The 10,717-nt window shown below is 64.7% G+C and carries 12 protein-coding genes; 3 read left to right on the top strand and 9 right to left on the bottom strand.

The features are described from left to right. Nucleotides 1–254, top strand: a 254-nt coding sequence (locus U5A57_RS29015) for a hypothetical protein (RefSeq protein ID WP_321915086.1), incomplete at its 5' end; no start/stop codon positions are given. A 27-nt stretch (nt 255–281) separates the two neighbouring features. Here the strand turns inward: U5A57_RS29015 and U5A57_RS29010 are convergent. The 4 genes from U5A57_RS29010 to U5A57_RS28995 form a co-directional block, all read right to left on the bottom strand. Then, a complete protein-coding gene (locus U5A57_RS29010) occupies nt 282–1,538 on the bottom strand; it encodes a citrate synthase (protein WP_321915085.1) in 1,257 nt (418 codons plus the stop codon). Nucleotides 1,539–1,589: 51 nt separating this feature from the next. Beyond that, nucleotides 1,590–1,982, bottom strand: coding sequence for a VOC family protein (locus tag U5A57_RS29005; protein ID WP_321915084.1), 393 nt, complete (start codon nt 1,980–1,982; stop codon nt 1,590–1,592). A 29-nt stretch (nt 1,983–2,011) separates the two neighbouring features. Beyond that, nucleotides 2,012–3,331 carry an MFS transporter gene (locus tag U5A57_RS29000; RefSeq protein ID WP_321915082.1) on the bottom strand — a complete coding sequence of 440 codons (1,320 nt, stop codon included), beginning with the start codon at nt 3,329–3,331 and terminating at the stop codon, nt 2,012–2,014. A gap of 70 nt (nt 3,332–3,401) precedes the next feature. Further along, nucleotides 3,402–4,160: an SDR family oxidoreductase gene (locus tag U5A57_RS28995; protein ID WP_321915081.1), complete on the bottom strand. Its 759-nt coding sequence runs from the start codon at nt 4,158–4,160 to the stop codon at nt 3,402–3,404. Nucleotides 4,161–4,446: 286 nt separating this feature from the next. On the opposite strand from U5A57_RS28995, the gene U5A57_RS28990 reads away from it, so the two are divergent. After that, nucleotides 4,447–5,409, top strand: a complete 963-nt coding sequence (locus tag U5A57_RS28990; RefSeq protein ID WP_321915080.1) for a D-glycerate dehydrogenase — start codon at nt 4,447–4,449, stop codon at nt 5,407–5,409. A gap of 30 nt (nt 5,410–5,439) precedes the next feature. On the opposite strand, the gene U5A57_RS28985 is transcribed toward U5A57_RS28990, so the two are convergent. Then, a complete protein-coding gene (locus U5A57_RS28985) occupies nt 5,440–5,709 on the bottom strand; it encodes a hypothetical protein (RefSeq protein ID WP_321915079.1) in 270 nt (89 codons plus the stop codon). Between the two features lie 351 nt (nt 5,710–6,060). Next, nucleotides 6,061–6,912 (bottom strand): intradiol ring-cleavage dioxygenase, encoded by an 852-nt coding sequence (locus tag U5A57_RS28980; protein ID WP_321915078.1) that lies wholly within the window; start codon nt 6,910–6,912, stop codon nt 6,061–6,063. 148 nt (nt 6,913–7,060) lie between these two features. On the opposite strand from U5A57_RS28980, the gene U5A57_RS28975 reads away from it, so the two are divergent. Beyond that, nucleotides 7,061–8,185: an aromatic ring-hydroxylating dioxygenase subunit alpha gene (locus U5A57_RS28975; protein WP_321915077.1), complete on the top strand. Its 1,125-nt coding sequence runs from the start codon at nt 7,061–7,063 to the stop codon at nt 8,183–8,185. Nucleotides 8,186–8,234: 49 nt separating this feature from the next. Here U5A57_RS28975 and U5A57_RS28970 read toward each other — a convergent pair whose 3' ends face one another. The 3 genes from U5A57_RS28970 to motA all read right to left on the bottom strand — a co-directional run bounded on the left by U5A57_RS28970 (nt 8,235) and on the right by motA (nt 10,714). Then, nucleotides 8,235–8,693, bottom strand: coding sequence for a PRC-barrel domain-containing protein (locus U5A57_RS28970; protein WP_321915075.1), 459 nt, complete (start codon nt 8,691–8,693; stop codon nt 8,235–8,237). Between the two features lie 202 nt (nt 8,694–8,895). Next, on the bottom strand, nt 8,896–9,834 hold the full coding sequence (gene motB / locus U5A57_RS28965; RefSeq protein WP_321915074.1) for a flagellar motor protein MotB: 939 nt from the start codon (nt 9,832–9,834) through the stop codon (nt 8,896–8,898). 10 nt (nt 9,835–9,844) lie between these two features. Then, nucleotides 9,845–10,714 (bottom strand): flagellar motor stator protein MotA, encoded by an 870-nt coding sequence (gene motA / locus U5A57_RS28960; RefSeq protein ID WP_321915073.1) that lies wholly within the window; start codon nt 10,712–10,714, stop codon nt 9,845–9,847. Nucleotides 10,715–10,717: the final 3 nt, after the last annotated feature.

The raw sequence follows: 10,717 nt of genomic DNA, 5'->3' as shown, positions 1-10,717 counted from the left end.
GAGATGACTGCGGGAATGTCTGGGCCATGGGCGCGTTAATTCTTTCTGGTCGAAGATGCGCGCAGAGCATACAGCAGCTCGCGACGCGTTGCGAGCCAGCGTCAGGCATTATTTCGCCTGCGTCGTGCACACAAAAAATTGTGCAAGCGAAACGCACTTTCGTCCAACGCCAGGCAGCGATTTATCGGGTACGCTTAGGCGTAATATTGCTTTGGATGGCTGAATATCAGAAGCGTAAAGAGACGAGTGCGTGAAGGAAGGTCAGTCGCCTTGCGCGTTCCTCAGCGCGCCACGGACTTGAAGAGGCGGTTCTTTTCGAGCGTCGCTGCGTCGGGCGTTTTGGCGTTCTCGTCTGCGCTCGCTGCGGCGTTGGCATCTTCGAGCGCGGGCCCGGTGTAGCGTCCGCGCGGACGGATGACCTTGCCCACCCTGAGCTGCTCGATGCAATGCGCGAGCAGCCCCACGCTGCGCGCGGTCGCGAAGAGCGCGAACGAGGCGTCGCGCGGCAGCTTGAGTTGCGCAGCGAGCGTGGCGAGCGCCACGTCGATATTCGGCTTGAGGCCTGTTAGCGCCACGACCTTCTCGATGAAGGAGGCGATCTCCGCGGGTGCGTCCAGCACTTCCAGCAAGGCGTCCGCGCGCGGGTCGCCGTCGGGATAGAGATGGTGTCCAAACCCCGGAATGGGAATGGCCGACTGTAAATGATGGGCAACGACATGCTCCGCGCCGAGCCGCCCCACGTCGTCGAACACCGCGCGCACGCGGCCCGATGCGTCGCCGTGCAGCGGACCGGAGAGCGTGGCGAGTCCCGTGAGCAGGCAGCCCGGCAGCGACGCGCCGGTGGACGCCGTAATGCGTGCGGCGAACGCCGAACTGGTGATCTCGTGGTCGGCCACGAGCACCATGGCGCGGCGGATCAACTCCGCGCCCTCACTGCCTTGGCCCCAGCCTAGCGCGAGGCGCTCGTGAACTGGCGGCGGGGCGGCGTTTGCCGATGCCTCGCAGCGTGCGCCGAACGCATGAGCAATGACCGCCACGAGCCGGCCGGCTTCCGCGTGCAGGGCCGTGTCGGTACGCCCAAGCGTGGAGTGGCCGCGCGCCGCGATGGCCGCAAGCGATGTGAACGCGCATTCGCGGCCGCGCTCCTCGCCGTGCAGGCGCATGTCGGCGGCTTCGAATGTCACGTCCGCGCGCGCGTTCCAGAGGAGGGTGGCCACGTCTTCGAGCTTGGCCGTTTGCGCCATGGCGATGCTGTCGCGGCCCCGGTAATACGGGCGGCCCTTCGAGAACGTGGTGATGCTGCTGTAGATGCACGGCTCCGCGCCGAAGATCGTGCCCGCGGCGAGCGCCTCGCGCTTGCGGCCCACCTGCTTCTTGCGGCACAGGCTGGCGACGTCTTCGGCGCGGTAGAGGCTCTTGCGCGGGTCGTGCGGATCGGGCATGACCGCGATATTGCCGCGGCTTGCGTAGGCATAGACGGTCTGCGCCTGTACGCCGAGTTGACGGGCGGCTTCAGTCAGGGTGATCCAGTTTGGCATGGCAGGGCAGACGGGGCAGTGCGGCTATTCAGCGGCAATATTGACGGTTTTTCAGCGAAAAGTCATCTCTGCGGGCCGCCGCTCGAGCACTTCGATGAGAATCTCGCCCGGCGCGCGCACGAAGCAGGCGCGCACGCCCGGGCGAATGGGCTTCACGGGTTCGACGATTTCCGCTTCATGTCGCGTGAGATGCGCGAAGGCCGCATCGAGATCGTCCACCAACACGCCGAAATGATCGATGCCTTGCGAGCGTGCCTCACGCGTTCGTTGCGCAGCGCGCTCGCCTGTCAATTGCGTGATGAACAGATTGATCTCGCCGATGCGCAGATCCACGCGGCCCGGCCTGCGTACGATTTCGGCATTCAGGCAACGTTCGAACCACGCGGCGGTGGCCTCCGCATTGGCCGAGCAGAGCTGGAGATGGTCCCACTTGAATTCGATCATGCGTTTTTCGCCCCGTGTGTGTGCGAGTGTCAGAGTTCGATGCGCGAGAGCTTGCCGAGCAGCAGCGAATACGAGAGTGTGCCAAGCAGGCAGATCGCGCCCATGAGGTTGAGCGCCCAGTAGAAGTGCCCGGTGTGTTGCGTGATGTAGCCGATCATGAGCGGCGTGGTGACACCCGCAATGTTCGCGGCAAGACTCGTGATACTGCTCGTGAGGCCCACGTATTGACGCGGCGCGATTTCGGAAACGGCGGCCCACGACATGGAGCCAATGCCCTGCGCGAAGAAGGCCACCGTGAGAATGGCGATCACGATCTCGTTCGACTCGACAAAATTCACGAGCACGATCGAAGCGCCCAGCATCGTGCCGATGATGAGCGGCGCCTTGCGCGCAGCCGAGATCGACACGCCGCGCCGGATAAAGAAGTCCGAGAGGAAGCCCGCCGAGAGAATGCCAATCGTCGCGCCAATGAACGGCATGGCCTGAAAAATGCCCACCTTGATCATCGACATATGACGCGCTTCGATCAGGTACGTCATGAACCACGTCGTGAAGAAAACAAGCAGCGTGTTGTTGCAGAACTTGCCGAGGCAAATGGCGAGAATCTGGCGGTAGCTGAGCAGCTTGAGCGCCATGCGCCAGTCGAACTTCTCGCGCGGTTTGCGCGCGGCGGGCGCCGCACCCTCGTTGATGTATTGAAGCTCCGCGGCATTGACCGAGCCGTGCTTGTGCGGATCGCGATACATGCGATACCAGACCATGCTGAAGAGAATGCCGAAGCCGCCCGTCACGAAGAACACCGTGCGCCAGCCATAGGCCGCAGAAATCCACAGCAGCAGGCCCGTGAAGAGCGGTGTGCCCACGTATTGACCCATCACGTACACGCTCGTGGCGAAGCCGCGTTCCTGCACGGGAAACCACAACGTGACGGCGCGCGTGTTCGAGGGGAACGCCGGGGCTTCGAGCGCGCCCATGGTGAGGCGCGAGCCGAGCAGCATGTGATAGCCGCTCGCAAAACCCTGCGTGAGCGTGGCGATCGACCAGCCCACGAGCGAGAGCGCATAGGCCACGCGCGAGCCGAGCACGTCGGTGAGAATGCCGCCTGGCAGGAGCGCGATCGAGTAGGCGAGGCCGAACGCCGCGAACAGTTCGCCCATCTGCATCTTGTTGAGCGCGAGATCTTTCGAAAGGCCGGGTGCCACGATGCCCAATGCCGAGCGGTCGACGAAGTTGAGCACGGTGGCCACGAGCAGCATCGAGAGCACGAAATACCGAACGCGCGAGCGTTTTGCACTATCCGCGTAGGCCGGAGCTTGCGCGGGTAAAACCTGTTCCTCTGCGACTTTCATCGGTGTCTCCAATATCAGTTCTGACGCCTGCTTTTTTATGTTGGGCGTTCAAATCGGGCGAGGCGCTGCGCTATCCCCGGCCGACAAACGGCATGGCGCTCGCCATGATCGTCATGTTGAGCACGTTGGCTTCGAGCGGCAGGCTCGCCATGTGCACGACCGCATTTGCGACGTGCGCGACGTCCATGCGCGCTTCGGGCGCGAGTCGTCCGTCGGCCTGCAGCACGCCTTTGTTCATGCGCTCGGTGAGCGACGTGGCTGCGTTGCCGATGTCGATCTGGCTGCAGGCGATGTTGTACGCGCGGCCGTCCAGCGCGATCGATTTGGTGATGCCCGTTACGGCGTGCTTCGTGGCCGAGTAGGCGATGGTGTGCGGGCGCGGCGAATGCGCGGAGATCGAGCCGTTGTTGATGATGCGCCCACCTTGCGGCGACTGCGCTTTCATGAGCCGGTACGCGGCGCGCGCGCACAGAAATACGCCGGTGAGATTGGTTGCGACCACATCGTTCCAGAAGTCGGTTTGGTAGTCTTCCAGCGGTACGGCGCCCGCGTTGCGGCCTGCATTGTTGAACAGCACGTCGAGACGGCCGAAGGTCTGCGCGATTTGCGCGAACGCGTGCTCGACCGATTCCGCCTGGGTCACATCTGCGGAAAACACGTGGGCGTCTGCCCCTCCGTTGCCGATCCGTTCCTTCGTCTCCAGCAGCGGTTCGACGCGGCGGCCGATTAGCGCAACGGCGAACCCGGCGTTGGCGAGCGCCACGGCGGTGGCGCGGCCGATGCCGGAGCCAGCGCCCGTCACGGCGGCGAACTTTTTCGATGCAGACATTTCGCGTCCTCTTCCCGATTCCATTGAACACGGGAAAAGAATTGCATTCGCGTGAGGCGCGCAGCAATCTTGATTCGTTGAATCAACATCTGGGGCCTTGATATCTGGGCGCCGGATCAGGGTTTTCCTGATGCGCGGATCGCGTAAAGCGCCGCGTACACACGCGCTGAAGCGAATACAGGGCCACAGCGCCCGCCAGAACTTGATTCGCCGAATCAACATTGACCGGCCGGCACACGCTTTCGTAGTCTCTCGACGTCTGTTCATACCCAAAGGGGAAAACACCATGCCGGAAAATCAACGCGTGAGGCTCCTGATCGCGCGAAAAGTGCCCGCCGCTGTGGCGCAACGCGCTGTGGCCGAATTCCATGCCTTCGTGACCGACGCCGATATGGACGCGTGGTCCGTGGTCGACTTCTGCAAGCAGCACGAGGTGCCGGCGGTGCTGATCGGCAAGAAGTCGGGCTTGCAGGCCGAACACATTGCCGCGCTGCCTGCTTGCGTGAAAATCATCGCCAACGCGAGTGCGGGCGTCGATCACCTCGATGTGGCCGCTGCCCGCGATCGCGGCATAGTGGTGACGAACGCGCCCGACGCCTTGACCGAATGCACCGCCGACTTTTCCATGCTGCTTGTCCTGGCAGCATGCCGGCGTGCATCGGAGTACGAACGGATCATGCGCAGCGGCTGGGGCAAGTCGTTCGGCATGACCGACATGCTGGGCACGCGCGTGAATGGCAAGACGCTGGGCATTGTGGGTTTTGGCCGTATTGGCCGGGCGGTGGCGAAGCGCGCGCTCGGCTTCGGCATGCGCGTGATCTACACCGATATCAGTCGTGCTGCACCTTCCGTGGAAAACGGCGCGACTTATTACGCGAGCTTCGAGGCGATGCTGCCGCATTGCGAAGTGCTCACGCTGCACGTGCCGGGCGGCGGCGCGCCCCTGATGACGAAAAGGGAATTTGGGCGCTTGCCGAAGGGCGCGGTATTCGTCAACGCGGCGCGCGGCGGCCTCGTGGATGAAGATGCGCTTTACGACGCCCTGACCTCGGGACACCTGTTCGGCGCGGGCCTCGATGTGTACCGCAACGAGCCCAATGTCGACCAGCGCTTTGCCAGCCTCGACAACGTTTTTCTCACGCCGCACATGGCGAGCGCCACGGTGCAAACGCGCGACCAGATGGGCTTTACCGCGCTCGATAACGTGGCCGCGGTGCTCGACGGGCGGCCGGCGTTGAATCGCGTTTGAGGACGGTGGGCGCGGCTGGCGAACGCCGTATTAGCTGCGCCCGGAGTGCTTGAAGCGCTTGAGCACGACCATGCACAGGGCCGGCAGATGCACGACGCCCATGCCGCAAGCGATCACCGCCCACGGCGGCGCGAACGTTCCGGCCATCATGCCGCCGATCACGCCGAAGCACAGGCCCCCCAGCAACAGCGTGGCGTGGGCGACGATGCGCTTCGGCCCTCGCTCGGTGAAGCGCGGAATGTTCGCGTGGACATACACCACGATCAGCAGGGCGACGGTGGCAACGGCGGGGAACAGCATGGTCGGATCCTCGATTCCAGCAACGATGACGGGAGGCGGGCGTCTCTAGCGCGCCTTCAAAATCTTCGACTGTAGTGGAGGATTGCCGTTGCGTCGATGGCTTATGGTTTAGCGCTAGCACCAAACCACGCTGTCGTACGCCACCGTGCGGCGATACACGTTCTTGCCGCGCCAGCTGGAAAACTCCATATACGCGCATTCCAGCACCAGAATCCAGTTCGTGACCCGCATCGCCGCCCCCAAGGTGTTCCCGGTTGTTCGTTCGACTGCAGGATCAGTCTATGACCTGGGCGCGGCGGACAATGCGGCGAGCAGGGCGCGATATTGCGTCCAGTTCGCGGCATTGCTGAATCAGGCGTGCGGCGCGAGCGGCATCAGCACGAAATCGAACGTTGAGCGCCAGGGCGTGACGCTGTCCGCCACGCGCTCATACGGCGCGACGAGCGACGCCTTCACGCCGAAAACGGCGTCCGACTGCAGGTATGGATCGTCGCTCACGAAGGTATGCGTGACCACCTTCTGGAAGCCCGGCGCGGTGATGAGGAAATGCAAGTGCGCGGGCCGGTACGGGTGCCGGCCGAGGCTTGCTAGCATCTTGCCCACCGGGCCGTCGTGCGGGATCGGGTACGAGACCGGCTTGATGCCGACGAAGCGGTACGCGCCGTTCGCGCCGGTCGTGAAGATGCCGCGGTTGTTCCATTTGGGCTGTACGCCGGGCTGCTGCACGTCGTAGTAGCCGTCGGCGTTGTCGGACCACACGTCGATGCGCGCGCCCTCCACCGGGCGGCCTTCGAGATCGAGCACGCGGCCCTCGAACACGCAGGGCTCGCCTTTGCCGTCGGCGGTGATGCACGCGCCCATCTCGCGCTCGGGCGCGCCGGCCACGTGGAATGGGCCGAACACCGTGTTTTCGGTGGCGGCGGTAGGGCGACGATTGTTGATGGCATCGACGAGCATGGAAAACCCTAGCGTGTCCGAGAGCAGGATGAACTCCTGGCGCTCGGCGCTGCAAAGCTGGCCGGCCGTGGTCAGGAAGTCGATGGCGGTTTCCCATTCCGGCTGCGTGAGTTGCACTTCTTTCGCGAACGCATGCAGGTGACGCACGAGCGCGCTCATCACCTCGCGCAGACGCTCGTCGGCGTTTTCGCCAATACGCGCATTGACGGCCTCGGCGGAGGCGGCTTCGCTGAAGAACTGGGTCATGGTTAGCGGTTACCTGTAGGGTTGCCCGGAGTTGTCAGGCGATGGCGGCATCGAAGCCGCGTCGTAACGGCACGTATTGTGCGCCTGTCGCCATCGGGACCCCAAATCTGGTCCAATTGGCGCATTCGATTCTCTGCTTCGATCTGACATGCTGAAAAACCTCTGGTACGTCGTGGCCGCCGCCGCGGATTTGCGCGAGCAGTTGCTGCCGGTCACGTTGCTCGGTCACCGCTTCGTCGCGTTTCGCGACGCACAGGGCCGCGCGCAATTGCTCTCCGATATCTGCGTGCATCGCGGCGCTTCGCTCGCGGCCGGCCGCCGCGTGAACGGCGAGGTCCAGTGCCCGTACCACGGCTGGCGCTATGGCGGCGACGGCGTGTGCACGCACATTCCCGCGCAGCCGCAGGCGCGCATTCCAGCGCGAGCGCGCGTGGACCGCTACCCCGTGGTCGAGCGTCACGGCTGGATCTGGGCGTTCGTGGGCGACCTGCCCGAAGAGGAGCGGCCGCCGCTGCCCGATCTCGCCTGGGCCGACGACCCGAATGTGCGCGTCGTATACGGCACTTACGCGTGGGAGGCGAACTGGGAACGCGTGATCGAGAACGGACTCGATTTCGCGCACGCGCCGTTCGTGCACGGCAGTTCGTTCGGCGCGCCCGACCGCCCCGAAATCGACGCAGTCAACGTGAACGCCAATGCCTGGAGCGGCCACGCGCGGCTCGTGATGCGGCGGCCCGTGCGCAAGGGCTGGCTGCGCCGCACGCCTACGGGCGAACATGTCGACGTGGTCACGCAAACGGGTTTTCACCTGAGCGGCCCGTGCGCGACGCTCGAACTGACGCTCGCCAATGGGTGGCGCATCCATATCGCGTCGGCGCATGTGCCGGTGGATGCGGGGCGCACGCAAACGTTCTGGATGATGGGCCGCAGCTTTCTGCGCAATCCGCTTTTCGACGGGCGTTTTCGCGCGCGCAATCTGCGCATTTTCGAGGAAGACCACGCCGTGCTCCGGCGTATCCGGCCGGTTCGCGTGCCCGAGAGCTGGCAGAGCGAGGTGTCGGTGAAATCGGATGCCTTGCAGATCGCGTTCAGACAACGCGTGCGGGCGCTGGCGGAGGGCGGGTGGAATGTGCCCGAGGCGGAGCAGGCGAGCCGCGTGGCCACGGTGATTGCCTGCCCCATGCGGCGCATGGTCAACACGTGGGCACTGGAGGCCACCGGCGCTGCCAAGGCGGAGCAAACGGCGGAGAACGCCGGGACATCGCGGCGCTGAACGACCGCGTGCGGCTCCGAACGCCTGCTTGCGAAGCCGGGCAGGAAGCTCAGTGGCGCGGCGTCACCGGCTCGACCGCTGCCCAGTACGGCTCGGCGCCGTAATACGCGTGCAGCGTGCTGCCCCAGCTAGCGTCGGCCATGGCAGGCCAGCTGTCCCGGTCGAAGCCCGGCGCTTCCTTCACGCGCTCGGACGACACGTTGAGCAGGAAGCACTTGCGGCTCGTGTCGAGCATGAGCGCGCTCCAGGGGATGGCGAGCAGCTTGTCGCCAATGCCGAGAAAGCCGCCGCTCGACATCACCACGTAGGCCACGCGGCCGCTCTGCACGTCGAGCATGATCTCCTTGATCTTGCCGACTTCCTGGCCGTCCGAACTGAGCACGCGGTCGCTGTCGAGCGTGCTGGCGGCCATCACGTCGGGGCCGGGCCCCGCTGCGCTTACGCGGCCCTTGCCGACGATGCGCGCGCCATTACCGGTTGGCATGGGCGGAGGAATGAAGGTGGGCATGATGGTCTCCAGATATCAGGGGAACAACGTTGAGTCCGGCCAGACTCCCGACGATTCCCGTGTGAGGCGGCAGGCGATGCCGCGGCGGTTCTGGCCGCTTGCTGGGAGATACAGCAAGCGGCGTACCGCGCTGTGCCCGTCGATTCGATGCGCCGGGGCGAGGCGCATTGGGGGCGTTCCTGCCTGTTTGGAGGCCAAAGCCTTATGAGGCGGGCGTGGCGCCCTTCTGCGGCGGTTCGACGCCGTAGCGTTTCGCCTGTTCGAAGAACGCCCGCTCTGCGGCCTTGCTCATCACCAGAATGCTGATGCGGCGGTTCAACGGGCTGTCCGCCGTGTCGTGGTCGAGCGGCAACACATCGGCGAGGCCGCGCACCTGGAGCAATTTCTCCTCGCTCAGACGGCCGGCCACCAGCGCACGGCGCGCGGCGTTGGCGCGCTCGCTGGATAGCTCCCAGTTCGAGTAGCCCGCAAGTCCCCCCGAGTAGGGCACCGAGTCGGTGTGCCCCGCAATCGACACGCCGCTGTCCACGTCGTTGAGCGCGCTGCCGATTTGCACGAGGATCTCGTACGCGTAGTCTTCGAGCTTCGCGCTGCCGGTTGCGAACATGGGGCGCTTGAGCGAGTCGACCAGCTCGATGCGCAGGCCTTCGTCTGCGATCGACATGCGGATCTGGTCGCGGTACGCGCGCAACTCCGGCTTGCGCTCGATAAGCGCCGAGAGTTTTTCCTTCAGCTGCGAAAGACGCGACTTGTCGAGCGCTTCCACTGGCACGGCGTGCGAGAGCGTGGTCTGTGCGTTCGAGCCGCCCACGGCGGGCGTCTTGCTGGAGAGGTCGCGGCCACCGCCTTGCACCACGCTCGGGTTGGGATTCGCTGCAGCGGGTGTGCTGCCGAGCATGGCCGAAAGCGGCGTGTTGAAGTACTTCTCGATGCCGTCGCGGTCGTACTGCGAGGTTGAGCCGAGCAGCCACATCAAGAGGAAAAACGCCATCATTGCGGTCACGAAGTCGGCATAGGCAATCTTCCATGCCCCGCCGTGATGGCCCTCGTGGCCGCCTTTTTTCACGCGGCGCACCACCAGGGTGACCTTGCTGCCTTCGGTGTCGCGCGCGGCGCGCGAGCCTGGAGTGCGTTCTGGCATATCGGGACTCCTAAGCGGCCTTCGGCGTTTTGGTGGCGCGCACCGCTTCGTCGAGTTCCTGGAAGCTCGGGCGGTCCGACGTGAAGAGGACCTTGCGGCCAAACTCCACGGCCACGGGCGGTGCGTAGCCGGCGAGCGACGCGAGCAGCACGGCCTTCACGCACTGGAACGGCTTGCTGGCGGCGCGGCCCTTGGCGTTGAGCAGGTCGGCAATCGGGCCGACGAAGCCGTAGGCGAGCAGAATGCCGAGGAACGTACCGACGAGCGCGCCTGCGATCATCTCGCCGAGCACGGCGGGCGGCTTGCCGACCGACCCCATGGTGTGCACCACACCCATCACGGCCGCCACGATGCCGAAGGCGGGCAGGCCGTCGGCCATCTTCTGGATGGCGTTGGGCGCGATCGACACTTCGGAGTGGTGCGTGTCGAGTTCCTCGTCCATGAGGTCCTGCATTTCCATGGGGTTCACGTTGCCGCTCGACATCATGCGCAGATAGTCGACGATGAAGTCGAGCAGATGATGGTCGGAGAGCACGCGCGCGTACTTCTGGAAAATCGGGCTGTTCTCGGGCGCCTCGATGTCGGCTTCGAGCGCCATCATGCCTTCCTTGCGCGCCTTTTGCAGCAGCTCGTAGAGGAGGGCGATCAACTCCAGGTATTGCGCCTTCGTGTAGCCGCCGCCCTTGAAGCAGGTGGGCAGCGCCTTGAGCGTCTTGCCGAGCGTGGCCGTGGGATTGCTCACCACGAACGCGCCCAGCGCCGCGCCGAAAATACACAGGAGTTCGAACGGTTGAACGAGCGCGGGCAGGTGGCCCCCCACGCCCACGAAGCTCCCGATCACCGATCCGAGCACGACTATCCAGCCAATTGCGACAAACATGAT

It is taken from the genome of Paraburkholderia sp. J11-2, from assembly GCF_905220185.1.
Lineage (GTDB): Bacteria > Pseudomonadota > Gammaproteobacteria > Burkholderiales > Burkholderiaceae > Paraburkholderia.
The sequence above is the reverse complement of the archived record's forward strand: the minus strand, read 5'-3'. Positions and strand labels throughout refer to the sequence as shown.

What these genes read in the sequence shown, in the direction of transcription:
- U5A57_RS29010 (WP_321915085.1), bottom strand. Translation starts at nt 1,538, where the DNA reads ATGCCAAACTGGATCACCCTGACTGAAGCCGCCCGTCAACTCGGCGTA.
- U5A57_RS29005 (WP_321915084.1), bottom strand. Translation starts at nt 1,982, where the DNA reads ATGATCGAATTCAAGTGGGACCATCTCCAGCTCTGCTCGGCCAATGCG.
- U5A57_RS29000 (WP_321915082.1), bottom strand. Translation starts at nt 3,331, where the DNA reads ATGAAAGTCGCAGAGGAACAGGTTTTACCCGCGCAAGCTCCGGCCTAC.
- U5A57_RS28995 (WP_321915081.1), bottom strand. Translation starts at nt 4,160, where the DNA reads ATGTCTGCATCGAAAAAGTTCGCCGCCGTGACGGGCGCTGGCTCCGGC.
- U5A57_RS28990 (WP_321915080.1), top strand. Translation starts at nt 4,447, where the DNA reads ATGCCGGAAAATCAACGCGTGAGGCTCCTGATCGCGCGAAAAGTGCCC.
- U5A57_RS28985 (WP_321915079.1), bottom strand. Translation starts at nt 5,709, where the DNA reads ATGCTGTTCCCCGCCGTTGCCACCGTCGCCCTGCTGATCGTGGTGTAT.
- U5A57_RS28980 (WP_321915078.1), bottom strand. Translation starts at nt 6,912, where the DNA reads ATGACCCAGTTCTTCAGCGAAGCCGCCTCCGCCGAGGCCGTCAATGCG.
- U5A57_RS28975 (WP_321915077.1), top strand. Translation starts at nt 7,061, where the DNA reads ATGCTGAAAAACCTCTGGTACGTCGTGGCCGCCGCCGCGGATTTGCGC.
- U5A57_RS28970 (WP_321915075.1), bottom strand. Translation starts at nt 8,693, where the DNA reads ATGCCCACCTTCATTCCTCCGCCCATGCCAACCGGTAATGGCGCGCGC.
- motB (WP_321915074.1), bottom strand. Translation starts at nt 9,834, where the DNA reads ATGCCAGAACGCACTCCAGGCTCGCGCGCCGCGCGCGACACCGAAGGC.
- motA (WP_321915073.1), bottom strand. Translation starts at nt 10,714, where the DNA reads ATGTTTGTCGCAATTGGCTGGATAGTCGTGCTCGGATCGGTGATCGGG.